The sequence below is a fragment of the Bacillus sp. J14TS2 genome (assembly GCF_018333015.1).
In the GTDB taxonomy this organism is placed as follows: Bacteria; Bacillota; Bacilli; order Bacillales; family Bacillaceae_C; genus Lederbergia.
On the sequence record NZ_BORE01000001.1, the window covers coordinates 461,552 to 486,829 of the forward strand.

Annotated in this window: 25 protein-coding genes and 1 riboswitch; of the genes, 10 read left to right on the plus strand and 15 right to left on the minus strand. The window is 39.6% G+C overall.

The window, feature by feature from the left end; translation table 11 throughout:
- Nucleotides 1–52: 52 nt before the first annotated feature.
- The 3 genes from KI375_RS01880 to gltC form a co-directional block, all read right to left on the minus strand.
- Entirely contained in the window at nucleotides 53–1,090 is a 1,038-nt protein-coding gene (locus tag KI375_RS01880) for a SepM family pheromone-processing serine protease (RefSeq protein ID WP_212971838.1), read from the minus strand.
- Between the two features lie 55 nt (nucleotides 1,091–1,145).
- A complete protein-coding gene (locus KI375_RS01885) occupies nucleotides 1,146–1,829 on the minus strand; it encodes a phosphoribosylaminoimidazolesuccinocarboxamide synthase (protein WP_212971839.1) in 684 nt (227 codons plus the stop codon).
- Between the two features lie 135 nt (nucleotides 1,830–1,964).
- Entirely contained in the window at nucleotides 1,965–2,867 is a 903-nt protein-coding gene (gene gltC / locus KI375_RS01890) for a glutamate biosynthesis transcriptional regulator GltC (RefSeq protein WP_212971840.1), read from the minus strand.
- 391 nt (nucleotides 2,868–3,258) lie between these two features.
- Between gltC and gdhA the strand changes: the two genes are divergently transcribed.
- The 3 genes from gdhA to KI375_RS01905 all read left to right on the plus strand — a co-directional run bounded on the left by gdhA (nucleotide 3,259) and on the right by KI375_RS01905 (nucleotide 5,699).
- On the plus strand, nucleotides 3,259–4,629 hold the full coding sequence (gdhA, locus tag KI375_RS01895) for an NADP-specific glutamate dehydrogenase (RefSeq protein WP_374706791.1): 1,371 nt from the start codon (nucleotides 3,259–3,261) through the stop codon (nucleotides 4,627–4,629).
- A gap of 384 nt (nucleotides 4,630–5,013) precedes the next feature.
- The gene (locus KI375_RS01900; protein ID WP_212971841.1) at nucleotides 5,014–5,280 is read left to right on the plus strand and encodes an AbrB/MazE/SpoVT family DNA-binding domain-containing protein; all 267 of its coding nucleotides are present in this window, start codon (nucleotides 5,014–5,016) and stop codon (nucleotides 5,278–5,280) included.
- Entirely contained in the window at nucleotides 5,280–5,699 is a 420-nt protein-coding gene (locus tag KI375_RS01905) for a type II toxin-antitoxin system death-on-curing family toxin (protein ID WP_212971842.1), read from the plus strand. The genes KI375_RS01900 and KI375_RS01905 overlap by 1 nt, the downstream gene beginning before the upstream one ends.
- Nucleotides 5,700–5,915: 216 nt before the next feature.
- Here KI375_RS01905 and KI375_RS01910 read toward each other — a convergent pair whose 3' ends face one another.
- Nucleotides 5,916–6,467 carry a sugar O-acetyltransferase gene (locus KI375_RS01910; RefSeq protein ID WP_212971843.1) on the minus strand — a complete coding sequence of 184 codons (552 nt, stop codon included), beginning with the start codon at nucleotides 6,465–6,467 and terminating at the stop codon, nucleotides 5,916–5,918.
- A gap of 594 nt (nucleotides 6,468–7,061) precedes the next feature.
- Here KI375_RS01910 and KI375_RS01915 point away from each other — a divergent pair.
- Nucleotides 7,062–7,544 (plus strand): nitroreductase family protein, encoded by a 483-nt coding sequence (locus KI375_RS01915; protein WP_306419762.1) that lies wholly within the window; start codon nucleotides 7,062–7,064, stop codon nucleotides 7,542–7,544.
- 76 nt (nucleotides 7,545–7,620) lie between these two features.
- On the opposite strand, the gene bioB is transcribed toward KI375_RS01915, so the two are convergent.
- Nucleotides 7,621–8,613, minus strand: a complete 993-nt coding sequence (bioB, locus tag KI375_RS01920; RefSeq protein WP_212972011.1) for a biotin synthase BioB — start codon at nucleotides 8,611–8,613, stop codon at nucleotides 7,621–7,623.
- Nucleotides 8,614–8,624: 11 nt separating this feature from the next.
- Nucleotides 8,625–9,212, minus strand: a complete 588-nt coding sequence (locus tag KI375_RS01925; protein WP_374706776.1) for a biotin transporter BioY — start codon at nucleotides 9,210–9,212, stop codon at nucleotides 8,625–8,627.
- 157 nt (nucleotides 9,213–9,369) lie between these two features.
- Between KI375_RS01925 and KI375_RS01930 the strand changes: the two genes are divergently transcribed.
- The 3 genes from KI375_RS01930 to KI375_RS01940 are packed head-to-tail and all read left to right on the plus strand — an operon-like array spanning nucleotide 9,370 to nucleotide 11,114.
- Complete coding sequence (locus tag KI375_RS01930) at nucleotides 9,370–9,867, plus strand: RNA polymerase sigma factor (RefSeq protein WP_212971844.1); 498 nt, start codon at nucleotides 9,370–9,372, stop codon at nucleotides 9,865–9,867.
- Nucleotides 9,860–10,429 carry a zf-HC2 domain-containing protein gene (locus KI375_RS01935; protein WP_244852174.1) on the plus strand — a complete coding sequence of 190 codons (570 nt, stop codon included), beginning with the start codon at nucleotides 9,860–9,862 and terminating at the stop codon, nucleotides 10,427–10,429. Before KI375_RS01930 ends, KI375_RS01935 begins: the two co-directional genes overlap by 8 nt.
- Nucleotides 10,398–11,114 (plus strand): YfjL-like protein, encoded by a 717-nt coding sequence (locus KI375_RS01940; RefSeq protein ID WP_212971846.1) that lies wholly within the window; start codon nucleotides 10,398–10,400, stop codon nucleotides 11,112–11,114. Before KI375_RS01935 ends, KI375_RS01940 begins: the two co-directional genes overlap by 32 nt.
- 217 nt (nucleotides 11,115–11,331) lie before the next feature.
- On the opposite strand, the gene KI375_RS01945 is transcribed toward KI375_RS01940, so the two are convergent.
- Nucleotides 11,332–12,369, minus strand: a complete 1,038-nt coding sequence (locus tag KI375_RS01945) for a lactonase family protein (RefSeq protein WP_374706777.1) — start codon at nucleotides 12,367–12,369, stop codon at nucleotides 11,332–11,334.
- A gap of 298 nt (nucleotides 12,370–12,667) precedes the next feature.
- Nucleotides 12,668–13,276, minus strand: a complete 609-nt coding sequence (locus KI375_RS01950) for a nitroreductase family protein (RefSeq protein WP_212971847.1) — start codon at nucleotides 13,274–13,276, stop codon at nucleotides 12,668–12,670.
- A gap of 192 nt (nucleotides 13,277–13,468) precedes the next feature.
- Here KI375_RS01950 and KI375_RS01955 point away from each other — a divergent pair, with 192 nt between their 5' ends.
- The 3 genes from KI375_RS01955 (at nucleotide 13,469) to uraA (ending at nucleotide 17,298) form a co-directional block, all read left to right on the plus strand.
- On the plus strand, nucleotides 13,469–13,795 hold the full coding sequence (locus KI375_RS01955; RefSeq protein WP_212971848.1) for a winged helix-turn-helix transcriptional regulator: 327 nt from the start codon (nucleotides 13,469–13,471) through the stop codon (nucleotides 13,793–13,795).
- A gap of 148 nt (nucleotides 13,796–13,943) precedes the next feature.
- Nucleotides 13,944–15,173, plus strand: a complete 1,230-nt coding sequence (pepT, locus tag KI375_RS01960; RefSeq protein ID WP_212971849.1) for a peptidase T — start codon at nucleotides 13,944–13,946, stop codon at nucleotides 15,171–15,173.
- Between the two features lie 856 nt (nucleotides 15,174–16,029).
- Nucleotides 16,030–17,298 carry a uracil permease gene (gene uraA / locus KI375_RS01965; protein ID WP_212971850.1) on the plus strand — a complete coding sequence of 423 codons (1,269 nt, stop codon included), beginning with the start codon at nucleotides 16,030–16,032 and terminating at the stop codon, nucleotides 17,296–17,298.
- A gap of 339 nt (nucleotides 17,299–17,637) precedes the next feature.
- On the opposite strand, the gene queE is transcribed toward uraA, so the two are convergent.
- The 7 genes from queE to KI375_RS02000 all read right to left on the minus strand — a co-directional run bounded on the left by queE (nucleotide 17,638) and on the right by KI375_RS02000 (nucleotide 25,265).
- Nucleotides 17,638–18,360 (minus strand): 7-carboxy-7-deazaguanine synthase QueE, encoded by a 723-nt coding sequence (queE, locus tag KI375_RS01970; RefSeq protein ID WP_212971851.1) that lies wholly within the window; start codon nucleotides 18,358–18,360, stop codon nucleotides 17,638–17,640.
- Complete coding sequence (queD, locus tag KI375_RS01975; RefSeq protein WP_212971852.1) at nucleotides 18,360–18,794, minus strand: 6-carboxytetrahydropterin synthase QueD; 435 nt, start codon at nucleotides 18,792–18,794, stop codon at nucleotides 18,360–18,362. The genes queE and queD overlap by 1 nt, the downstream gene beginning before the upstream one ends.
- Nucleotides 18,791–19,456, minus strand: a complete 666-nt coding sequence (gene queC, locus KI375_RS01980; protein ID WP_212971853.1) for a 7-cyano-7-deazaguanine synthase QueC — start codon at nucleotides 19,454–19,456, stop codon at nucleotides 18,791–18,793. The genes queD and queC overlap by 4 nt, the downstream gene beginning before the upstream one ends.
- Nucleotides 19,457–19,536: 80 nt before the next feature.
- Nucleotides 19,537–19,583, minus strand: a riboswitch (PreQ1 riboswitch).
- 150 nt (nucleotides 19,584–19,733) lie between these two features.
- Nucleotides 19,734–21,149, minus strand: coding sequence for an NADP-dependent phosphogluconate dehydrogenase (gndA, locus tag KI375_RS01985; protein WP_212971854.1), 1,416 nt, complete (start codon nucleotides 21,147–21,149; stop codon nucleotides 19,734–19,736).
- A gap of 294 nt (nucleotides 21,150–21,443) precedes the next feature.
- Entirely contained in the window at nucleotides 21,444–22,910 is a 1,467-nt protein-coding gene (gene katA, locus KI375_RS01990) for a catalase KatA (RefSeq protein WP_212971855.1), read from the minus strand.
- 207 nt (nucleotides 22,911–23,117) lie between these two features.
- Nucleotides 23,118–23,966: a glycerophosphodiester phosphodiesterase gene (locus KI375_RS01995; RefSeq protein WP_244852203.1), complete on the minus strand. Its 849-nt coding sequence runs from the start codon at nucleotides 23,964–23,966 to the stop codon at nucleotides 23,118–23,120.
- Between the two features lie 183 nt (nucleotides 23,967–24,149).
- A complete protein-coding gene (locus KI375_RS02000; protein WP_212971857.1) occupies nucleotides 24,150–25,265 on the minus strand; it encodes an NAD(P)/FAD-dependent oxidoreductase in 1,116 nt (371 codons plus the stop codon).
- Nucleotides 25,266–25,278: the final 13 nt, after the last annotated feature.

The following is a 25,278-nucleotide window of genomic DNA, read 5'->3' on the forward strand; positions in this document are numbered from 1 at the left end:
ATTCCCTCGCTTTCGTTCCCATTCATGATTTCATTAGAAGTTGGGGATGAACTTATTTCTTAGCTGGTAGTTTCTCCAAATAATCAATCGCCTCTTGCAAGGTTTTAACTGGAACGATCTTTACTTTATATCCTTCTTTTTCTGCTTTATCCAATACATCCCTTTCGTTTGAATCATAGGGATGAATATCGGCTGGACAGAAGAAAATATCCATACCAGCTTTTTCAACAGCTGTAATTTTCTCACGAATGCCGCCAATTTGTCCGACATGCCCGTCCATATCAATTTCGCCTGTCCCGGCTATCTCATATCCTTTGGTAAGATGTTTTTGAGATATCTGATTATAGATCTCTAAGGAAAACATCAATCCTGCAGATGGCCCCCCGATATCTCCAGCATCAATGCTAATTTGTCTTGACGGGGTAATATTAAATTCATTCTCAGAAACGATTCCAAGTCCGGCCTGATTTGTACTATTAGTTAGTGGCACAAGCTTAATTTTTTCCTTTTTGATTGCCCCTTCTCGGTGAAATTGTAATTCAACAATTTCCCCTGCTTTTTTATGTGATAAATAATCAAGAAAGGTTTGTGCATCCTCTACTTTTTGGTCATCTATTTGCTGAATCACATCACCAATTTCGAGCTTTCCTTTTGCATCGGTATCTTCTCGAATATCCCGCACAAACACACCTGTTGGCTTTATTTCCACCTTTTCTCCAGCAGCACGTAAACCAGCCGCAAAAGCGTGATTTTGCGAACTTTCCATCATATGCTTTAACAAACGATTATATTCATCATCCGTCATATCTCCTCTTACTTCTTTCACCTTCCGCATATCTGTATTGGGGGCTAACCATCCATAGGCTAAATAATAAATATTACTCGCCCTCATAGATAATACTGTCGTCAGGTGTAAATTTCCTGTAAGGTCTTTCTCTCCACCTTCCACAGTAACTTTTGAGCTCAATTCTTCTACTGAGCCAGGTTGGTAAAGATAATATGGAGTCGGGATAAAGAGTGAAATGATCACCAAAACTAAGATAATCGTAAGACTTCTCTTTTTTATCCGCTTTGTAAAAGCTGAATTCATACATGCTCCTTTCCCACTTCTTCATAACCTATCGAAGAAAGTAGCAAATCAAATATTAAGCTTCATTCATTAATTTTTCCAATGCTAATGGTTCAATATACACTCCATCTTTATAGGCACGCATGTTGCCACCAGAAATCTCGTCAATTAACATCATCTCGCCTGCTTCGGTCTTACCGAACTCAAATTTAATATCATACAATTCGATTCCTTTATTCAAAAGCTCCTTTTTCACTACAGCACCAATTTGCTTCGTGAGTGCTTTTAACTGAGCATATTCATTTAATGACAGAATACCTAATAACTCAAGCGCATCCGCGCTAATCGGTGGATCCTGACGTTCATCATCCTTTAATGTAACTTCGACAAAACCACCAAGATTTTGGCCTTCCGTCGCATATTTTCCATATCGTTTCATAAAACTTCCCGTTGCTTTATAACGGCAAATGACTTCTAATCCCGCTCCAAAAATCGCAGCGGGCTTTACGATCATTTCCGCCTCATCAAGATGAGCATCCACATAATGAGTGGGAATTTCCTGCTCTCGAAGGATCTCAAAAAAGTGCTTTGTTAGCTTTAAACCTGCTTTACCGGCTCCCTCAATTTGCAGACCCACCGTATTGGCTCCCGGATCAAATACACCGTCTTCCCCTGTTACATCGTCCTTAAATTTCAACAGATAATGGCCATTTTCTAATTCATACACATCTTTTGTTTTCCCACGATATTTTAAGTTCATTCCCGTTTTCCTTTCCATATAAAGTTTGTTCTAAGTATAGCAAAAGCATTATTCTTTGTCTTTTTAAATCATATTAAAAAAGTTTGTTTAACTTTGCCATAAAAGGGTAAAAAGTCACTACGAATAGTTATATAGTTATTGATAACCACTTAAACGATCAAAGAAAGCTCTAATAAATTGGTAAAAAAGCAACTCCGTAGGCATGAGCGCTCGGTCCTTGGGAATAATAACCCCGACTGTCCGGGTCACTCTCGGTTCATCAATTTCTACTTTGGCGGTCGCTCTTGGCAAGCTATCAATTAACGTAATTTCTGGAAGTAATGTTACACCTAGGCCAGCAGAGACAAGTCCTTTAATGGCATCAATATCCATGCCTTCAAATCCGACCTGAGGTTCAAATCCATGCTGTTTACAGGCATTTACAACCAAATCGCGTAAAATATAGCCTTGAGGTGATAAAATAAAAGCATCGTTTCTTAAATCGTCTAAGGAAATCGATTTTTTTTTCGCTAAAGGATGGTTAGATGGTAATAATGCGACAAGATTTTCTAGAAAAAGAATTTCGCTTTTTACACGAGGCTCTTCCTTGGGAACAGGACCTAAAAGAGCCATGTCAATGTCACCTCTGATCACACTGTCGATTAAATTATAATAGGCACCTTGGTGAAGTTGAAAATTAACATCTGGAGAATCTTTTCTGAAAGCAGAAACAACAGAAGGCAATAGATAGGCAGAAAGGCTACTCGGAAAACCAATACGGACCGTTCCCTTTTTTGGATCGAGATTTTCTTCAATTTCCCGTTTTGCTTGTTCGATTACATCCATTGCCTGTTCCATTTTTTTCAAAAACATTTGTCCAATATGTGTCAGACGGATATTTCTACCTTCTCGAATAAAAAGGTTTACACCCAGCTCAGTCTCCAAGTTTACAATTTGCCGACTGACTGCAGATTGTGCGACATGCAAGGCATCAGCCGCATCAGTCATATGTTCGCGCTTAGCAACTTCAATAAAATATTGAATCTGTCTTAATTCCAAAATACCACCCCTTTCCGCGATTAATATCAATACGATATTGATATTATCTAATATCTATATTGTTTAGATTAATTATAAAAGATAAAATATCTCTTAACAACATTTCTAGTTCGAGTTTGCTTACTTTTGTTAGTAATTCTTGTTCAGAAAGACAGATAAAAGGATCATGTCATGAAAAGCGCTGACGTCCTGCACATCGAAAGTTCGAGGCAAGCAGTGGAAAAGCTAACGAACTTATACGTGTGTAGTGAATTTGACGTTTTGTCACAAATATGGCGTTACTTAGTAGAAGACCCTTTATCACGAAGTGTTATTTTTACCGGACTTTTTGAACAACCTCTATATTAATGAATGTAGTAAAGGAGTGGAAAAAATGGCGATGGTGACAAATATGAATGGAACAAATCAAAATATGCAATCGGCAAAAAGCTATATCGATAACGTATACGAAACGGTAGTTAAACGCGGCCCTCACGAAGAAGAGTTTCTTCAAGCAGTTAAGGAAATCTTTCAATCACTAACCCCAGTGTTTGCGAAAAATCCCAAATATATCGAGCACAATATTCTAGAAAGAGTAGTGGAACCCGAAAGATTAATTTCATTTCGAGTGCCATGGGTAGATGATCAAGGCAAGGTGCAAGTCAATCGTGGTTTTCGTGTTCAGTTTAATAGCGCAATTGGTCCTTACAAAGGCGGTCTACGCTTTCATCCATCTGTTAATGCCAGTATTATAAAATTTTTAGGTTTTGAACAAATCTTTAAAAACGCATTAACGAACCAAGCGATTGGAGGAGGAAAAGGCGGCTCGGACTTCGATCCTAAAGGAAAGTCAGATGCTGAAGTCATGCGCTTTACACAAAGCTTTATGACAGAACTTTCACGATACATCGGATCTGATGTGGACGTTCCTGCTGGTGATATCGGTGTAGGCGCTCGTGAAATTGGCTATATGTTTGGTCAGTATAAACGATTACGTGGACATTTTGATGCAGGAGTACTAACAGGAAAAAGTGTAGATTATGGTGGTAGCCTTGGTCGTACAGAAGCAACCGGCTATGGTACGGTTTATTTTGTTGAAGAAATGCTACGCGATCAGGATCTAGGCTTTTCTGGCAGCACGGTAGTTGTTTCCGGCTCAGGGAATGTTTCGATCTATGCGATTGAAAAAGCGCAAGAATACGGTGCGAAGGTTGTCGCATGCAGTGATTCTAATGGGTATATTTATGATGAAAATGGCATCTGCCTTGATACTTTAAAGAGACTAAAAGAGGTTGAAAGATGCCGAATTTGTGAATATGTGAAAGAACATCCTCATGCGGAATACCATGAAGGTAGTGAAAATATCTGGACTATTCCTTGTGATATAGCTCTTCCATGTGCGACACAAAATGAGATTAATGAGGAATCTGCAAAGATCCTTGTCTCTAATGGCGTAAAAGCTGTTGGAGAAGGTGCGAATATGCCATCTGATCTTGGGGCCGTTGATGTATTTTTGGAAAACAAGATTTTATTTGCTCCAGGAAAGGCTGCGAATGCTGGTGGCGTTGCTGTTTCTGCACTTGAAATGGCTCAAAATAGCTCACGTATTCCATGGTCATTTGAAAAGGTGGATGCACAATTAAAAGAAATTATGGTTGATATTTACCAAAACAGCATGCGCGCTTCAGAAGAATATGGCTATTCTGGCAACCTAGTTGTCGGCTCTAATATTGCAGGCTTTGTAAAAGTTGCAGATGCTATGATTATGCAAGGTGTTATCTAAACTTGTACTAAAAAGATCCCTATCGGTCCTGATAGGGATTTTTTTAGTCCTTTAAACTGTTTTTTTCCAGGTCAAGATGAGCCATAAATGCGTATAAAAATGATCTGAGACGATTGGAACAAATGAAGTAGGGCCGAAAAACAACGATTACCAGACAATCACAAAAGAGTGCAACGCCAAACCTGAAGGAAAGGAATTCATCTAAAGACAGAACAGCCAGACTTTGTATATAATACTTATAACATAACCTAAACCCACACTAACCAGTATGGGTTTTTAATTTATTGACTTACCAGATCTTTTTTCGTTATAATAAATGCAAATAGTTATAACGGTTAGTACATTATAATTTTTGCCGTTTTGGATAAGATAGGAGGAGACGAAATGGCGGTGAAACAAGTGGAAAGAAAAATAACAAAAATCGGTAATAGTCTTGGAGTAACACTTCCGCCTGAAGTGTTGAAACACTTAAAGGCACAACAAGGCGATGGCATAAAATTTGAATTTGAGGAAGATGGCAGCGTATCCGTTAAAAAATCCAAAGATTTGAATGTAGATGTTCTAACCGACATCGATCAAGATTTTTTAGACGGCTTACAAGACCTATTTGAAAATTATGATGATACGTTAAGAAATCTTGCGAATAGATGATGGCAAAAGATCAATTTAATCCTCGATATTTAACTGAAAAAGAGGCCATCATCATAAATGCGGCCGTTATTAAGAAATATACGCCTAAAGAGCAAGTAGGGGTCAAGGATAGACATTTATTGCTAAGTGCATTGGGAAGACCTCAACAATCGGCTTTTGGCGATGACGCCTACCTAACAATATTCGAAAAAGCTGCGGCGTTATATGCCAGTATTTCTCAAAACCATGCTTTCCATAATGCTAATAAAAGAACTGGTTTCGCTTGTTTGAAACAGTTTTTGTGGTTAAATGGGTATCAATTTCTTGTGCCCCAAAAAGAAGCAGAAAACTACACTGTTTTTTTAGTGGGAGAGAAGCCACCTATTGAGGATATTGCGGAGTGGATAAAAGAGTATTCAGTAACACGAAGGCAAATATAAACAGCTCTCGGGATCATGCTGTGGCGAAAAAAAGGGACTGTCCAGAAAGTCAGGGAAAACTGCGCTTTTCTGTGACAGCCCTTCTTCTAGGCATGTAAAAGTTGGTGTGCGGTTCCGGGGCATGCTTTCCGCGGGGAAAGGCCTGAGCCTCCGCGTAGAAAAAACATACAACCCAATCTACGCGGTATAATAAATGCTGCAATGCAAATAATCAGATTATAATGTGCGGATTACCTTGCAGGGATTCCCAACAGCTAAGCTCTTCGGCGGGATATCCTTTGTAACAACACTTCCCGCGCCAATTACACTGTTCGCACCGATCGTCACGCCTGGCAGTATTATGGCCCCTGTACAAATCCACACATTATCGCCAATCGTTACAGGGGATGCATATTCCAATCCTGCCAGACGTTGTTCTACATCCATTGCGTGTTTTTCCGTTACGATACAAACATTAGGAGCAATAAATACATTGTCTCCGATCGTAATTTTTCCGCTATCCATAAGTTTACAGTTGACGTTCAGGAAAAAATTATCGCCTACAGAGGTATTATACCCATAAGTACAGAATAGTGGCTGCTCCACAACGCAGTTGTCTCCAGTCTTGCCCAACAATTCGCGTATCGCTGCCTGCCGCGCATCGTGATCCAAAGGGTGTATATTATTGTAATCGTACAGTTTTTTCACAGTTACATCACGGTCTGCCACAAGTTCAGGGTCACCCGGTTGGTATAACATGCCCGCATGTGATTTTTCTTTTTCTGTCATTTTTGACACCTCACAAAATAGTTGATTTGTTTCTTCGTTTCCTATACTGCGGTATTTGACTTCTCCTTATTTGCTGCATCGTTCAAGGCACCGCATTGGCGCTCTTGCTACATATGTAAGAGTAAATACATACTGCGTGTCCATTATACCAACTACTTGGCACGTTCAGCTATACCCTCTTAATATCTTTTTGTACTCGTATAGCGGCATTGGCCTCCAAAGGCATATCAAAGAAAGTAGTAAAATAGTAGTGAATTCAAGTTAAAACCTTGAAAATGCGCCTATATATAAAGGCCTTCAGCAAATACCCCATAATTTTATGATAGAATAGTCTTTGATTGGTCAGGCTTCCATTGTGATGGTCGAAGAGATTCGTTACTCGGATGAAATATACATTTCCCTTTTAAAATAGGCATGTTCGGTTAACCTATTCCTTCCGTCCTTACGGAAGATGGCTTCATTGAGAAACATTATAGGAGGATACACAAATATGAATGCAAAGGATCATCGAAAAGCGATTTATAATATAGATCCAATTTTTTAGAACGCTGGTCACCACGGGCATTTAGTCAGAAAGAAATTCCTGAAGAGATACTGAATGGAGTACTAGAAGCAGCAAGCTGGGCACCTTCTGCAGCTAATATACAACCATGGCGATTTATCATTGCACGAAAAAATGAAGATCGTAACCGCTTCTACTCATTTATTAATGAAGGCAATCTTACTTGGTGCAAAAAAGCGCCTGTCCTTATTTTAGTGATGTCTAAAACTTCAACAGATCGCGGACCAAGCGTTTCCCATGCTTTTGATGCAGGCACAGCTTGGGGCTTCCTCTCATTAGAAGCAGCCAAAAAGGGAGTTATCACCCATGCCATGGGGGGCTTCAATCGAGATAAAGCTCGTGAGGAACTGGGAATATCTACTGATTATCAGCTCCACGCTGTTGTCGCTGCTGGTTATTTAGGAGAAATAAGCGAATTATCAGAAGAGCACCAACTACGCGAAAAGCCATCTGATCGACGACCTCTTAAAGAGACTGTGTCTGAAGGAACCTTTGGAAATTCCTTTAAACTATAAAGTGAAATTTCCATTCTATTAAAAAGGCAACCGTGCAAACCATTTTAGCGGCTTGCTCAGTTGCCTTTTATCATTGTTAAATCTGGGCCATTTCAACAAGCTCAATTTCGAAGCCCATATCCTCCAACATTTGTTGATCAGTTAACCCAGCATTGCCTGTTGTTGTCAAATAATCGCCGACGAAGATCGAATTAGCTGGATACAGACCAAGAGGCTGCAGGCTTCTTAAATTTACTTCTCTTCCCCCGGAAATCCGAATTTCCTTACGCGGATTGATAAAACGAAAGAGACAAAGTACCTTCAAACAAAAACGAGGATTCAATTCGTCTGTTCCTTCTAATGGAGTGCCCTCTATCGCATGTAAGAAATTAACAGGAATAGAGTCTGCATCAAGTTGTTTTAAGCTACGTGCCATATCGATTATATCTTCCATCGTTTCTTTCATCCCAATAATAACACCTGAGCACGGAGAAATACCCGCTTGTTTAATGGTTTCTACTGTATCTACTCGATCTTCATATGTATGGGAAGTCGTGATATTGGAATGATGAAAGCTGGATGTATTGATATTATGGTTATAACGATCAACCCCGGCTTCTTTTAATCTTTCCGCTTGTTCTGGCTTTAAAAGGCCTAAACATGCACAAACTGTCATCTGGTGGTATGTCTGCTTGATCTCCTTTACTGCCTCCACAACGATATCCAACTCTCTGTTGGCCGGTCCTCGCCCACTTGCCACAATACAATAGGTTCCTGCCTTTAATCCATAGGCTCTTCTTGCTCCTGCTACAATTTCCTCTTTTTTCATCATTGAATATTTTTCTACTGGCGCTTTCGATACAATAGATTGAGCACAATAGCCGCAATTCTCCGGACATAAACCTGACTTCGTATTCATAATCATATTTAATTTTACTTTTTTTCCAAAATAATGCTTTCGAATTTGATATGCCGCTTGCAATAAGGGTAGAAGTTCCTCATCAGAACATTGCAATATTGCCATTGCCTCTGCTTCCAATAACTCTTCCCCACTCAAAATTCTCGCAGCTATTTCTTCAAAGCTTCGCATTTCCATTCCCCCTACCTCCTTCTCACGATCTTTTGCATTCTATGAGCGAACATACCGGCAAGCACCGCTAAAAGAATATCTTTTGGGAATGGAAAGGCCATCCAAATCCAGACGAGTTTATAGGAAAACGCCTCTGGCGCATGAGCCCATACTTTATAAGCTATGTACATCCAGTTCGTTCCAATTATGTAACTAATCAGTGTACCGATTAAAGGGGCTAGAATGTAGCTAATCAGACTTTGCCTATTTTCAATGACCTTCCCGGTGATATAGGCCATTAAAATAAAAGTTAAAATAAAACCGAATGTCGGACTGAGAATTTGTGCAAATCCTCCCTGAAACTTAGCAAATACCGGAGCTCCCATTAAGCCGATAAATGCATAGACTGCCATCGATAAAGCACCAAGGCGACTACCTATAAAGGCACCTGCTAATACGGCAAAAAAAGGTTGCAACGTAATAGGAACTCCTCCTATCACAAGAAATGGAACAAAAGAAGTAATATTTGTACCAATCATCATCAGTGCAGCAAACATCCCTACATATGTGATATCTAGTGCGGTTAACTTATTATGAGTCCTCGTGGTGACTGTATTCACTCTTTCCACCTCATTCTCCTTTAATATAAGATAAGAATAAAGGAAATGGAGTTTATATGTCAACCAAAATATTAAAATGGTTAACATATATTTCTTTGAAACGAAATCCTCACTCATGCTACTACACTATTGAAAAGGGAAATTGGGAGGGGGCATTATGCAAGAGCTCGAAAAGCAATATACAGAGATTCAGCCTAAGATTTTTGCCTTCTTTTATATAAAAGTACAGAATCAATCCATTGCAGAGGAATTAACTCAAGATGTATTTTACCAAGCTGTCAAAGGGTTTCATTCTTTTTCTGGCAAATCGACGCTAAAAACCTGGATTTTCTCCATTGCCAATAATCGTTTAAAAACCTATTACCGTTCTAAAAAGTATGCACGTTCTCTAAATGATAAAATCACCAATCAGACAGAGCAACACCAGATTTCTCCGGAAGAATGGATGATTCATAAAGAAGAGCATCAGCGTTTTCAAACCTATTTAAAAGAATTATCTCCTACCATAAGAGAAATTATGATTTTACGGTTATATGGTGAATTATCTTTTAAAGAAATTGGTGAGTTAGTGAGTCAAAGTGAAAATTACGTGCGCCTTGCCTTTCATCGAGCCAAAATTAAACTAAAAAACGAAATGAGGGAACTTGATGGATAGAGATTGCTATATTGTCGAGGATTTGCTCCCCCTATACAACGAAGGATTGTTACATGAGGAAACTGCGCGTTGGTTGGAATCACATATACAGTCTTGTGAGCATTGCCAAAAGCTTGCCTCCCTTTCACAAGAGCCAATTGAACAAGAACCGATCTATTCTTCCATTGATAATGAGAAAATGCTCAAAAAAATCAATCTTAGGCTATCCTTCTATCAGATTATTTTTATTGCTATTTCTTTTATCTTGGCAATGAAGACTTCATTACTAAATGAGAGTTTCGGGTTTATTTTAACCTATACGATTCTCGGATTGATAACGTACCTATTTTATAGAAGGATGACGATCGTCGGGGTGATTGCTTTTTTACCCAATTTTATTTGGGCGATGGTTGATAGTTTATCCAATGAATCCACCTTTTTATACGCTATGGCTGGCTCTTTCTTCCTAGCCTGTCTGCATTTAATTTTTGCGGTCATTGGAGGCGTAATTGGATTGCTTGCTTTAAAATTAAAAGAAAGTGGTGATGGAAATGAAAAAGAAGAGAAAATGGATATACATTAGTTTGATTTTGATTCTTGTTCTCCCTATATTAATTCTTTATAACGCTTTTAATGGCAATCCTCTTTCAAAATGGATCGCTGCTTCCACTCTTAATAAATATTTACAAGAATCCTATCCAAACCAGGAATTCAATACAGATAAAGGCTTTTACAATTTTAAAATTGGCGGGTATTCCTTCGATGTAAACAAAATTGGAGGCGAAGACCAAGAGAACTATGAATTTAATGTGACTGGATTCTTTCAACCAACTGTCACTTATGATGAAATCTATTATGCTAATTTAGATGAACCATTAATTGAAAAATGGCAAGAGGAAGCAGCAGTTGAGTTACAAGACATCTTCAAGGACATTCAAGCGATTGTCTACATCGATGTCCAACTTGAAGTTCTGAAGGGCTCCTACGCTCTTCAAACTGACTGGGATAAGGATTTACAGCTTGAAAAACCCATGTATATTCATGTCTTAATGGATGCTGGTCAGCTATCTAAAACAGAGCTTGTGGAAGAAATGAAAAAGATGCAGCGTGATTTAGAATCTGCAGGGTACACATACGATGTAGTCAATATCAATGCTAATCTGTTCGATGAGGATTTAAAGGATGATCAGGGCTATGTCAAATACGCAAGCTCTTTTACTGAGGAACAAAAGATTTCTTTGCGGGATATCGAGGAATATGATGAATGAGGACAAAAGCGCAAGCGCCTTGATGTAAGAAGAAAGACTAAGTTCGCGGCGTCCTGGTAGCAGACTCAAACCACGACTTCCTGTCGCTTCGTCTGCACTAGTACATCCTGTATGTCGCAACACCATGTGACCTATCCACAAGCTAAGTTTTTATACGTTCATAAGCATCAAAGCAAAAGACCATCAACATTCGCCGATGGTCTCCTTAATTATATCGTTATAAAAACTTCACACAAACCCCTTCTGGAACTTCTATTTCAGAATCAAGTTGGGTCAATTTCCCTGTCTCTTGGTCACGAGCAAAGAGGACAAGATTGCCTGTATGCTGGTTAGCTGCAACTAGGTAAGCGCCGCTTGGATCCAAGCAAAAGTCGCGTGGCCATTCTCCACCAGTCGGTGTACATTCAATAAATTCTACTTTTCCACTTGTCTCATCCACTCGGAAAGCAGCAATACTATCATGACCACGATTTCCAGCATAAATAAAACGGCCGTCAGGTGAAATATGGATCGCACTCGCATCATTTTGCCCTTCAAAGTCTTCTGGTTTGGCCAAAATCGTTTGTTTTTCAGTAAAGCTTCCTGTCTGTTGATCATAATCAAGAACAATCACTTCAGTAGTTAGCTCTGTTAAAAGATAAGCCCATTTTCCATTTGGATGAAAAGTAAGGTGGCGCGGACCACTTCCCGGTTTCACATGAAGTGTTTGGACTCTTTTCAGTGCGCTATTTTCTATCTTATACGTTACGACCTCATCTGTCCCAAGATCGGCTACAACCACATACTTTCGGTCAGGGGTGAGCCCTGTAAAATGTACATGTGGTGTTTCCTGACGTTCATGCGGGCCGTTTCCTTGATGGGTGTATACAGCCAATACAGGGTCTACGCCACCTTCATGATTAAGATCATACAGGTTCACTTTTCCTTCATGATAATTACCAGTGAAAAGGTGTTCACCATACACATCTAAATGGCAAGGTGGCGCGCCTTCCTCTACTTCCGTGTTTATATATTTTAACTCACCAGCATCATTTGTAATTTTAAAAGCTGCAACCCCACCGAGCTTCTCCTGCTGTGCAACAGAATACAAATATTGCTGATCTTCACTGATGGTAAGATAAGTAGGACTTCCCACCTCAGCAGCTACTTCTGCTACACCTAGTTTTCCAGCTGTTGTGTCAAGCGTAAATCGGTAAATGCCTTTACTGCTTTGTCGTGTATACGTACCAACATAGCCTATGTATTGTTTTCCCAATATGATCGCTCCCTTCAAATCTTCTTTAAGAGGATGTTCAAAAAGTACGGTAAAAGTGACACTTTAGGATGAAGGTCTTCGGCCTTCGAAACGTCCTGTGTCGAACGCCGAAGTCACCACATCCTGTGGAAGTCCGTTACTCGAAACTGCGCCCTTTTTATCGTCCTTTTTGAATACACACTTTAACTGACTCCATTATACCATTGGAAGAAGAAAACAAAATAGCAGAACGTTGACCAATACTGATTTCTTATCTAAAAAGAGGCACGCCTATTAAGACGCCCCTCTACATTATTTCTTATTTAAAAACTTTCATTCTTTCTTCAAGACTATTAAATTGCTTTTCTCCAGCTGCAGCTGTTGGTTGTCCAAATGGCATTTGAGACACTAGGCTCCAGTTGCTTGGGATGTCCCAGACTTTTTGCACAGCATCGTCAATAATTGGATTATAGTGTTGAAGAGAGGCACCTAATCCCTCTACTTGTAAAGAAGTCCAAACAATATATTGTAGCATTCCTGAAGATTGCAAGGAATAATCAGGCATTTTATCTTGATACAAAGGAAATCTCTCTTGTAAATCCTTGACCACTGATTGATCTTCAAAGAATAAAACTGTTCCATATCCATTACGGAAGGAAGCCATTTTATCAGCTGTTGGTTGGAAACTTTCAGCTGGGACGATTTCTTTTAGTGCCGCTTCTGTTAAATTCCAAAGTTTATCGTGATTTTCACCTAGAAGTACAACAGCTCTTCCACTTTGTGAGTTAAACGCAGAAGGGGCATGTTTGATAGCATAAGCGACAATTTCTTCAATTCTCTCATCAGAAATAGGCGATTGCTTGCTAATGCTATATGCAGAGCGTCTATCCTCTACCGCTTTAAAAAAATCCTGTTTTGTTTCAATCATGTTGACCTCTCCTTACTGAACGTTATATGCAATTTACTAATGAAACCTCATTAGTTACTTTCCGTAAGTAACTATAGAATAAATATGTTATAATGTCAATAATAAGGACGAGATGAGACTTCCGTTATGAAAAAAGAAAGTTATATCAGAAATACAGATCATGATATATAATAATAATATGAGGTGAACATAATGAACAATAATTTATGCCCTAGATTTGAAAAGGCAATGGGATTATTGGGACAACGCTGGACAGGTCTTATTATTTTCCAACTACTAAATGGTCCTCAACGTTTTTGTACAATTGAATCTTCTATGCCGATTAGTGCCAGAGTGTTATCAGAAAGATTAAAGGATTTAGAGCACGAAGGAATTGTGAAGAGAAAGGTCTATCCTGAGACCCCGGTTAGAATCGAATATTCTTTGACAGATAAAGGTAAGGCCCTACAGCCTTTAATGGCAGAGATCCAACGTTGGGCAGAGAATTGGCAAGAAATAGATCCAAATCAAACTTGTTAAAAGTCGGCTGTTTATTGCAAAACAGACGGCTTTTTTATTTTTTACAACAGACTCATTGCACTTTTGTTCTTTTTCTTGAAGATTTACTGTAGACTAAGAAGCATGGTAGCATTTACATGATGAGTTTCAAATAAAGGAGAGAAAATGGATGAAAAGTAAGATCATTGAACGTTTTTCAACCTACGTTAGAATAGACACACAATCAAATGAAAACAACAGCAATTGCCCATCCACTCCTGGACAACTTGAATTAGCCGAGTTATTAGTCGAGGAATTGAAGGAAATCGGGATGGAGGATGTGACCATAAATACGAATGGATATGTTATGGCCACACTTCCTGCAAATACGGATAAAAACGTCCCTGTGATCGGATTCTTAGCCCATGTTGATACAGCAACAGATTTTACGGGTGCTGGAGTAAACCCGCAAGTGATTATTGATTATGATGGGAAAGATATCCCTCTAAATGACAATATGGTACTATCACCAGACCACTTCCCCGCTCTAAAGAATTATATTGGGCATACGATGGTGACAACAGACGGGCACACGCTGTTAGGTGCTGATAACAAGGCAGGGATTGCCGAAATTATGACGGCTATGTGTTATTTAATTGAACATCCTGAGATCAAACATGGAAAAATTCGTGTGGCCTTTACTCCAGACGAAGAAATTGGCCGAGGTCCGCATAAGTTTGATGTAAAAGCATTCGGCGCTGACTATGCCTACACGATGGATGGCGGCCCACTTGGGGAATTACAATTTGAGAGTTTTAATGCCGCAGCCTTAAAAATTTCATTTAAAGGGACTAATATCCATCCTGGAACTGCAAAAGGGACGATGGTGAATGCTAGTAAAATAGCTATGGAATTCCATCAAGCATTACCTGCTGGGCAGGCCCCGGAATATACAGAAGACTATGAAGGCTTTTATCATCTCCTCTCTTTCAACGGTGATGTAGAATCAGCCAAATTAGATTATATTATTCGCGACTTTGATAAAAAACAATTTGAGGCCAAAAAATCTAGAATTGAAAAAATCGTTATTATGCTTACTGAAAAATATGGAAACGATCGGATTGAATATGAAATCAACGATCAATATTACAATATGAGAGACAAAATTGAGCCTGTGATTGAAATCGTCGAAATTGCCTCAGATGCGATGAAAAACCTAGATATCGAACCGATTATTGCGCCGATTCGTGGTGGCACAGATGGTTCTCAGCTTTCTTATATGGGCTTGCCTACACCTAATATCTTTACAGGTGGCGAAAACTTCCATGGTCCATATGAATTTATTTCTGTCGACAATATGGAAAAAGCCGTTCATGTGATTGTTGAGATGGCTAGACTTTATGAACAAAGGGCGGAGTAAATTATATTATTGCTTATGAATGTGGAATTGGGCAGTGTAAAACCTTATGGACACTTTCAATAAAGTGAACCTCCAATCAGTGGGGGTTTTCTTTCATTCCCACTGAATTTCAGAGGATTAAAGGCTAAAATCGCGACATCCTGTTGTTTCGCCTGCACTAGTACATCCTATACGTCTACGCCCTTGTGACCAACATCTTGTTGGCTTGAACCAATCGGGCTTTACTCAAAAAGGCGGAAGTGCCTGTCCAGCGACGAACAAATTTAAAGGGTTCTGACGAGATAAAGGCAACACGATGAGCCCAAAGGCGTTGATTTACGCAAACAGAAATCGTAAATTTACTAGTCGCTGAAGCTAGATTAGGACAGTGTATCCCCCACCTAAACTTGTCCATATTCTCTAAAGCCTTGAGGTGGGGGGATTCCTGCACGTTAATGCGGGATAAAGCGAGACTTCGTCCAGCGGAAGCTTACTGCCCGTTCATTCGGGATGAATAATGATTGACTTTTTCCTTCCTGCCTGTAATAATACTTATGACAAATGAATCAGACCCTTTAAAACAGTCCTGTGAGGCTGACAAGGTGAACACACTTACCATAAGTGTAGATTTTTGCATATTTAACTGGACGATCATCCGACTATTATGCACCTTGCCAGTCATTGGACGAGGTGCTTTTTATTGTACAAGCCCCCTAGCCTAATGGCCAAGTCTGTATTCGTAAAGTGAACCTTCAATCAGTGGGGGGATTACTGCCCGTTAATGCGGGATAAAATAGGGGTTCTTTTGACTAAAACCAAAAGACAACTGATAATTTATCAGCTATTTGATCAAGATAATAAAGAGGAGAGATGTCGGATGAAACAACGAGAAATTCAAGTAGATGAACGTTTACCGCTTTTACAGAGCTTGCCATTAAGTTTCCAGCATTTATTCGCTATGTTTGGTTCTACTGTATTAGTACCATTATTATTTGGAGTCAACCCAGCTATCATTTTATTAATGAACGGAATCGGAACGCTTATCTATATTTTTATAACAAAAGGAAAGATTCCCGCATACTTAGGATCAAGCTTTGCCTTTATCTCACCAGTAGGTGCGGTACTAGCTAAATATAGTGGGTTGGATGGTTACGCCCATGCCCTTGGTGGCTTCCTGCTTGTTGGGATTGTGTTATTGATTGTTGGGGTTATCGTTAAATTCATCGGAACAAAATGGATCGATATCATTTTCCCACCTGCAGCAATGGGTGCCATCGTTGCTGTTATTGGATTGGAGCTTGTTCCAACTGCTGCTGATATGGCCGGACTCATCACAGCTCCAGATGTCACCCCTGATTCGAAAGTGATTGCTGTCTCTCTCTTAACCTTGGGGTTAACCGTTATTTACTGGGTGACCTTAAGAGGATTTCTAAAGATTATTCCGATCTTACTCGGCATTGTATCTGGATATGTGATCGCAGCTTTCTACGGATTAGTCGATTTTTCCCTTGTTAGGGAAGCTAAATGGTTTGCTTTACCAGAAGTTTACTCAATGAAAATAAACTGGGCAGATATGTTGATCATTTTACCTGCTGCCTTAGTTTTGCTACCAGAGCATATTGGACATCTAATTGTCACAGGGAATATTGTCAAAAAAGATATGATTAAAGACCCAGGGCTTGATCGATCTTTTATCGGGAACGGGGTTTCCACCATCCTATCCAGTTTTGTCGGAGCTACTCCTAATACGACGTATGGAGAAAATATCGGGGTCTTAGCCATCACAAAAGTGTATTCCACTTGGATCATTGGTGGGGCAGCAGTACTGGCTGTTATTCTCTCTTTCTGTGGAAAACTAGCAGCCTTAATCATGTCGATCCCAACACCTGTTATGGGAGGGATTTCCTTACTACTATTCGGAATCATTGCTGTGAGTGGTTTAAGAATGCTGGTTGAATCAAAGGTGGATTATAGTATTTCACAAAACCTTATTCTAACTTGTGTCGTTCTTGCTATTGGAATCAGTGGAGCAGCCATTAAAATAGGAACCGTTGAATTAGCAGGGATGGGGCTGGCTACCATTGTCGCCATCATCCTAAGTCTCTTCTTTAAAATACTTGAAAAGCTTAAGCTTTCAAATGATTAACTCCGATAACACAGAAAGGACCTATCTAGGTTCTTTCTGTGTTTTTGTTTTACAAATATGTGAATGATTTTTATTAGCCATTAGAGTTATTCTATTCGTCATTATATGCTTTCTATTAGCTACCTCGGCACCCATTAGCTGTTGCCTTTTTCAAAGGCGATTTCGCACCTAAGATAGCTGTTTTGCCTAATTTAACGCCTTCTTTTTGCTATTAGCCGTTAGAAGAAGTCTATTAGCTCTTGTGCACACTCTATTAGCTGTGAGGCCAATTTATTAGCTGTTAAAACCTTCCTATTAGCTATTGACCTTGTTCTATTAGCCATTGACATGCTGCATAAGCTATACACCGCGTTTATTTCCCCATAAATACGTATGTAATTGGGGTAATACACGTATATTCTTTAATTCTCTGCTTTTCATCACTTCATCTATCAGCCATTCATAGCGTTCTAATAAATGGGAAAGTAATTGCCGATCATCGAGGGTGGAAAGATCATTATTTCCAACCTGTAAAAAGAAGGTTACATCTGGATAACGTTTATACAGATCACTGGCATATTCCAAATCTTGTTGATCAAACACCACAATTTTCAAACTAAAACTGCCTTTTTGCTCATTTTTCAGAGAATGAATAATTTGATCCAATGTTTTAAAATTCGTTTTCATTCCTGAACTCGGCGGTTTTGGTGATAAGGTGAGTTCATCAATCTTTGTAAACCATGATTGCCATCTGCTCCCCTGTGTTTCTAAGGCAATTTGCATCCCTTGTCCATGTAGTAAGTCCACTACCTCGTCCATTTGCTTCAGTAATGCAGGATTTCCACCAGAAATGGTCACATGGCTGAAGGTATCACTCCCCTGCTTTTTCAAGGCCTGCCAAATCTCCTCTGGCTCCATCATCTGAATCTTTTCCTTTTCAGAACCATCCCATGTAAAAGCTGAATCGCACCATGAACACGAATAATCACATCCTGCAGTCCTGATAAACATTGTTTTTTGTCCAATGACCATTCCTTCCCCTTGAATCGTCGGTCCAAAAATTTCGAGAACAGGTATCTTCATTAGATCTCCTCCTTTTTAGGACGATAAATACAATAACTTGTGGGCGTTTCCCTTAAAAAAACTTGCAGACAATTCGGACGATTAGGAAGTGAATCTAAATATTGTTGCACGATTTCATAGATCGTGCGGGCCACGACTTCTGTTGTCGGAAATTGCAGGGCATTCTGATCGGAAAATGCCTGATCTTTATTAAGAGTTTCATGATCAAATCGTTTATGAATAAGATCCTTGATTAACTTAAAATTTACTAGAAAACCTGTATGATCTAATTCATCTCCTACGATCGTAATATTGGCAAAATACGTGTGCCCGTGTACCTGTTGGCATTTGCCCGCATCCTCGTGTGGGATATAATGAGCTGCTGCAAAATGAAAATCCTTATTTAATTCATAGGCATAAGCATGCGGGACAACTGGATAAATTTGTTGTATCATGTTGTTGCACCACCTTGTCTCCGTTTTTCATACTGCTCTAATCCTTGATTGCGTAACCGACATGCAGGGCACTCTCCACAACCACTTGCTTTGATTCCATTGTAACAAGTGAGCGTATGTTCCTTAACAAAATCGAAAGCTTCTAACTGGTCGCTTAATTCCCAAACCTCTGATTTATCTCTCCACATGAGTGGAGTATGGATCACGAATGTCTCATCCATTGACAAATTAAGCGTCACATTTAGCGATTTAATAAATCCATCCCGGCAATCCGGATATCCACTAAAGTCTGTCTCACTTACTCCTGTAATAATATGTTTTGCATTAATTTGCTTAGCCAAAACAGCTGCAAAGGAAAGAAAAAGCAAGTTTCTCCCAGGCACAAAGGTCGAAGGAAGTTCATTGTCTCCTTCCTTAATTTCCATATCATCTCTTGTTAATGCATTTGGCGCTAACTGATTCAATAACGTCATATCTAGTTCATGTTGGTGGACATTGAGTTTCTTACAAATTTCCCTAGCACAATCCAGCTCTTCAATATGGCGTTGTCCATAGTGAAACGTAACAGCCTCAACATGTTCAAATTTTTTCAATGCCCAAAATAGACAAGTCGTGCTGTCTTGTCCACCACTAAATACAACAACTGCCTTACGATTATCCATTTTCATTCTCCTCACTATTAGAGAAGAGATTCGGATATTACCATCAAAAAAAAGACAACACCAAGTAAACGTATCGTCTCGTCTCCTTAGTTTTTTATAGAGGGATGGAATTACGAACCTCTTCTGCAAACATGCAGTTATTATTTTACATCTCTAGTGTATCATATTTTAGATCACTAACGATTACTCCAGAATTTCCAAGATGTGCTAAGCACCTGAAAGGGCAAAAAACAAAAGCCCAGCGATTGCGCTAAGCTTTTGTTTATAGTTTTGGTTGTTACTCGCTCATCCATTCTGTATGGAAGACGCCTTCTTTATCGATACGTTGGTATGTGTGTGCACCGAAATAATCACGTTGAGCTTGTAGAAGGTTAGCTGGTAGTGATTCTGTGCGATAGCTATCATAATAGGCAATGGCACTTGAGAAGGTTGGTACCGCGATTCCACGCTCAACGGCAACTGCGATCACTTTTCTCAATGCTCCTTGATAGTTTTCGACAATCTCTTTGAAGTATGGATCCAGCATCAGGTTGGCAAGTTCTGGATCACGGTCATATGCTTCTTTAATTTTTTGCAGGAATTGCGCGCGGATAATGCATCCGCCTCTAAAGATCATCGCAATATCCCCATACTTCAGATCCCAGCCATATTCTTCTGCCGCTGCTCTCATTTGCGCAAATCCTTGTGCATAAGAACAGATTTTGCTCATATAAAGCGCTTTGCGAATCGCTTCAATTAGTTCATCTTTATCCCCATCGTATCCTACGGTATCTGGGCCGGATAGCACTTTACTTGCAGCTACACGTTCTTCCTTCATAGCTGAAATACAACGAGCAAAGACAGATTCGGTGATCAGTGGAAGAGGTACACCTAAATCAAGCGCATCTTGGCTTGTCCATTTTCCTGTTCCCTTTTGCCCTGCTGTATCTAAGATCACATCGACAAGCGGTTTTCCTGTTTCTTCATCTTTCTTTGTAAAAATATCAGCCGTAATTTCAATTAAATAACTATCTAGCTCACCTTTATTCCATTCAGAAAATACCTCATGGAGTTCTTCAGCGGTTAAACCAAGGACATGCTTCAACATAAAGTAAGCTTCACTAATTAATTGCATATCGCCATATTCGATTCCATTATGGACCATTTTCACATAATGTCCTGCACCGTCAGCACCAATATAGGTTGTACAAGGCTCCCCATCTACTTTCGCCGCAATGGCTTTTAGGATTGGTGCCACAAGCTCATACGCTTCTTTTTGTCCACCTGGCATAATTGAAGGGCCAGTTAACGCTCCTTCTTCTCCTCCAGAAACGCCTGTACCAATGAAATGCAGCCCCGCTTCACTTAATTCTTTATTACGACGGATTGTGTCTTTAAAATTTGTGTTTCCGCCATCAATCAAAATATCGCCTTTTTCTAAATGAGGCTTTAATGAGTCGATCGTAGCGTCTGTTCCTGGCCCCGCTTTGACCATCAATAAAATTTTTCTCGGCTTTTCTAAAGAATTGACAAACTCTTCAACCGAAAATGTACCCACCACATTTTTTCCTTCAGCCTCTTTTTTCAAAAAGTCCTCTGTTTTTTCAGGGCTACGATTAAAAACAGCCACAGAATAACCACGACTTTCAATATTTAGAGCTAAGTTTTTGCCCATTACGGCCAAACCAATGACACCAATTTGCTGTTTTGACAATGTATTTTCCTCCTAAGCCTTATGTATAATATACTTCCATACAACTTTAACCTAATTTTATCATAGATTTCGGGGAAATCCGAAATTTTTCAGCTATAACATGCAAGGTGAGAGACTCTCACGTGTACATTTTATTATTTTATCGTTTACCTTTCATTCAAGCAAATAATCTCGCACCCAAGATCAGATGCGAGATTACCATTAGTTCAAAATTATCTCTCTGTTGGAATCACGAGAGGATCAGCGATCTCTATTTGCCTTTTTTATGACAATACATATGGGAGGGTCAATTCATTAAGATAATGCTTCTTCTCTCGGAACCTCTAAACCAAGTCCTTCTGCAACACGTGTACCATATTCTGGGTCAGCTTTGTAGAAATGACGGATCTGGCGAAGTTTAATCTCCTCTTTTTCCACTGGCTTCATTGCATTTACGACATTATCTACTAATCGTGTACGCTCTTCCTCTGTAAGCAAGCGATAAAGATCACCAGCTTGTGTGTAATGATCATGGTGGTCATAAGCAACACTTTCCGCGACACCGGATACGGCAAATCCAGATTGTTTATTGGCTGCTGTTTCGGCAGGGCCTGATTGACTATTAGGTTCATAGTAGACAGATCCTCCACCATTTGCATCAAATCTCATAGCTCCATCACGTTGATAGTTATTCACTTCATTTTTCGCTCGATTAATCGGCAACATCTGATGGTTGGTCCCGACACGATAACGATGAGCATCATGATAGGCAAATAAGCGTCCTTGCAGCATTTTATCTGGTGACGCTTCAATTCCTGGAACAAATGTACCTGGTGAGAAGGTGGCTTGCTCCACTTCTGCAAAGTAGTTTTCCGGATTCCGGTCTAATACCATTTCCCCTACTTCAATTAATGGATAATCCTTTTGTGACCAAACCTTCGTCACATCAAACGGATCAAAGCGATACGTGTTTGCATCCTCCATTGGCATGATTTGCACATATAGCTTCCATTTTGGAAAATCACCTTTCTCAATGGCATTGAACAGATCTTCGGTATGATAATCCGGATTTTCCCCTGCTAACTTTCCAGCTAACTTCACATCAAGGTTTTTAACACCTTGCTCTGTTTTAAAGTGGTATTTCACCCAAACGGCTTCGCCTTCCGCATTAACCCATTTAAAAGTATGGCTGCCATAGCCATTCATATGGCGGAATGTTGCAGGTATGCCACGGTCAGACATAAGTATTGACACTTGATGCAATGACTCTGGCGATAATGACCAGAAATCCCAAACCGCTGTTGGATTCTTCAAATGAGTTTGTGGATCTCTTTTTTGTGTATGAATAAAATCAGGAAATTTAATCGCATCACGAATGAAAAAAACAGGTGTATTATTTCCAACTAAATCATAATTTCCTTCTTCTGTATAGAATTTTACAGCGAAACCACGTGGATCGCGAACAGTATCAGCTGATCCCAACTCACCCGCTACAGTTGAGAACCGAATAAACATGGGTGTCCTTTTTCCCACTTCTGATAGAAAATCAGCCTTTGTGTATTGAGAAATATCATTGGTTACTTGAAAATAACCATGAGCCCCTGCCCCTTTCGCATGAACCACTCGTTCAGGGATCCTTTCCCGATTAAAATGTGCTAGTTTTTCTAACAAATGAACATCTTGTATTAGTACTGGACCGCGTGCCCCAGCTGTCATTGAATTCTGATTATCTCCTACGGGAGAACCCCAACTAGTCGTTAAGTTTTTACGTTCATTACTCATATTATCCCGCCTTTAATTCATTTTCATTATACTCTATTTAATATAATAACAGATAGTAATTAAAAATCAATACTTAATTATAATTATTTTAATTAAGGTTTTTCCTCTTTCTAATTAGGATTATATGTATATCCCTTTGGAAAAATGATAGAAATAAAAAATAGAATGCATCTCCGGAGGTGCATTCTATTTTTTATTTGATTATAATTAATTCATTTCCTCTCCTGCCGTACGGGAATTCACAATCCATTTTGTATAATCGGTTATAATTCCATCTACCCCAAGGTTCAGAGCTTTTTGCATTTTCCTTGGATCACGAATGGTCCAAGCCATCACCTTTTTATCTCTTTTATGGATTTCCTCGACATCTCTTTGTCGCAAGTAGCGAATGTTATAATTCACATAGGTTGCATAATCGGCAATGTCATCTAACTGTTGACTTGAAAGTGGATGTTCCGTTCTTGACACAAGGACAGCCACTGGAATTTTTGGAAGTAATTCATGCATTTTTTTCATTGATTCGAAATTCACAGATTGAATGATAACATTATTCGTATTATTATATTGTTCAATAAGTTCAGCTAGAATTTGCTCAATTCCTGTATTCGCCTCTGGTTCCTTAATTTCAATAATAATCCCTATTTGATGGAGCATGGTATCCAATAACTCCTCAAGCGTAATAATTCTTTCCCCTTTAAAAGAAGCATTGAATTTACTTCCCGCATCAAGTTCCTTTAATTCTTCTAATGTAAAATTCCGAACATATCCAGTACCATTGGTTGTTCGATTTACTTTATCATCATGAATAATGACAAGCTGATCATCTTTTGATAAATGAATGTCAAGCTCGATATAATCCATTCCATGATCAACAGCCTTCTGAAAAGCGGCCATAGTATTCTCGGGAGCATAACCAGAAGCTCCACGGTGAGCAACACTTATCGTTCCTTGCAATTCAAAACTGGTATTTGGTTTTTCTGTAAAACCGATTAGGAGAGTAAGACTTGCAATTCCAATGATTGCAAGAATGTATGCCTTAAGTGCTCTTGATGTCATTCTCAATAAAACTCCCCCTGTTCTACAACTTCTTTGTAAGCGTTTGCTAATTATATTATAGCACATTTTTCGCCAAAATGCTCCACTTCTTCAATAAATTTCCTTGCGGCCAAGCCTATTTTCCTATAGTAATATCACGAGCTGAACTTAAATAGGAACCTAGGGAGGCATCCCCAGATCCGCTTAGTTTAGTGCATTCAACACAGCATATTGTTCTAATAAGATATCTACCTCTTCGTTTAGTGCCAGTTTTGCTAACTGAGCACCAAGATATGGTCCCACTGTTAAACCGCTTGAACCAAGACCGTTTGCAAGATAGATCCCTTCATAATCAGGAAGCGCTCCGATGATAGGTAAAAATCCGGGCGTGAAAGGACGAAATCCGACCTTCACATCAAGGAAGTCAGTTTTAGACAGACCAGGTGCTACGTCCATAGCCTTTTCAAAAATTTCATACATTCCCGAAACAGTAGGAGCTACATCAAAGCCTGTATTGTTTTCATGCGTAACCCCTACAGCGATTCTGCCATCGGAAAAAGGAACGATGTAATGAACGCCCGGAGGCATAATCACTGGCCAATCACTTGTACTTTGATCCTTCACCTGCATATGAATAATTTGCCCTTTTTGAAAATCAACATTCATTTGAATGTTCAGCGGTTCAAATAGCTCCTTCGCCCATGCACCATTTGTCACCAACGCTGTATTACACGAAAATTCCCTCTCATCTACACGAACCCCAACTATTTTCTTTCCACTCACCTGTAAACAGGCATCTCCTCGTACAATCGCAGCCCCATTTCTCTCCGCTGCCCGTAATAACGCATCACGAATAGCCCCACCATCAACTCGTGCCGCTCCACTTACATACACAGCTCCATATCCATCAGCAAGCGGGGGAAATAACTCTTTTGCGTCTTCCGATGTTAAGAGCTGTATATCTCCAATTTCTGGCGCATCCTTTCGTCGCTCAATAGTCCTTCTTTCCATTGCCTGTAATTTTTTTTGATCTGTATGTATACTAAGAGCGCCAACTCGGGCATAACCCGTATTCGTTTCTCCTGCATTTTCGAGTTCTGTCATTAGCTTAGGATAATAAGCTGCTCCAGACTTAGCCAACTGATACCATGCTTGATTGCGACGCTGGGATAACCATGGACAAACAATTCCAGCTGCTGCCTGTGTCGCTTGTCCTTTGTCATTCCGATCAATGACTGTTACGTCTGCCCCCGATTTAGCTAAATGGTACGCTGTAGAGGCCCCGAGAATTCCAGCACCGATGACCATATACCTTGCCATAAAAACATCCCCT

Coding starts and splice junctions, on each gene's coding strand:
- KI375_RS01880 (WP_212971838.1), bottom strand. CDS start 1,090: ATGAATTCAGCTTTTACAAAGCGGATAAAAAAGAGAAGTCTTACGATT.
- KI375_RS01885 (WP_212971839.1), bottom strand. CDS start 1,829: ATGAACTTAAAATATCGTGGGAAAACAAAAGATGTGTATGAATTAGAA.
- gdhA (WP_374706791.1), top strand. CDS start 3,259: ATGAATGGAACAAATCAAAATATGCAATCGGCAAAAAGCTATATCGAT.
- KI375_RS01900 (WP_212971841.1), top strand. CDS start 5,014: ATGGCGGTGAAACAAGTGGAAAGAAAAATAACAAAAATCGGTAATAGT.
- KI375_RS01905 (WP_212971842.1), top strand. CDS start 5,280: ATGGCAAAAGATCAATTTAATCCTCGATATTTAACTGAAAAAGAGGCC.
- KI375_RS01910 (WP_212971843.1), bottom strand. CDS start 6,467: ATGACAGAAAAAGAAAAATCACATGCGGGCATGTTATACCAACCGGGT.
- bioB (WP_212972011.1), bottom strand. CDS start 8,613: ATGCGAAGCTTTGAAGAAATAGCTGCGAGAATTTTGAGTGGGGAAGAG.
- KI375_RS01930 (WP_212971844.1), top strand. CDS start 9,370: ATGCAAGAGCTCGAAAAGCAATATACAGAGATTCAGCCTAAGATTTTT.
- KI375_RS01935 (WP_244852174.1), top strand. CDS start 9,860: ATGGATAGAGATTGCTATATTGTCGAGGATTTGCTCCCCCTATACAAC.
- KI375_RS01940 (WP_212971846.1), top strand. CDS start 10,398: ATGAAAAAGAAGAGAAAATGGATATACATTAGTTTGATTTTGATTCTT.
- KI375_RS01950 (WP_212971847.1), bottom strand. CDS start 13,276: ATGATTGAAACAAAACAGGATTTTTTTAAAGCGGTAGAGGATAGACGC.
- KI375_RS01955 (WP_212971848.1), top strand. CDS start 13,469: ATGAACAATAATTTATGCCCTAGATTTGAAAAGGCAATGGGATTATTG.
- pepT (WP_212971849.1), top strand. CDS start 13,944: ATGAAAAGTAAGATCATTGAACGTTTTTCAACCTACGTTAGAATAGAC.
- uraA (WP_212971850.1), top strand. CDS start 16,030: ATGAAACAACGAGAAATTCAAGTAGATGAACGTTTACCGCTTTTACAG.
- queE (WP_212971851.1), bottom strand. CDS start 18,360: ATGAAGATACCTGTTCTCGAAATTTTTGGACCGACGATTCAAGGGGAA.
- queD (WP_212971852.1), bottom strand. CDS start 18,794: ATGATACAACAAATTTATCCAGTTGTCCCGCATGCTTATGCCTATGAA.
- queC (WP_212971853.1), bottom strand. CDS start 19,456: ATGGATAATCGTAAGGCAGTTGTTGTATTTAGTGGTGGACAAGACAGC.
- katA (WP_212971855.1), bottom strand. CDS start 22,910: ATGAGTAATGAACGTAAAAACTTAACGACTAGTTGGGGTTCTCCCGTA.
- KI375_RS01995 (WP_244852203.1), bottom strand. CDS start 23,966: ATGACATCAAGAGCACTTAAGGCATACATTCTTGCAATCATTGGAATT.
- KI375_RS02000 (WP_212971857.1), bottom strand. CDS start 25,265: ATGGCAAGGTATATGGTCATCGGTGCTGGAATTCTCGGGGCCTCTACA.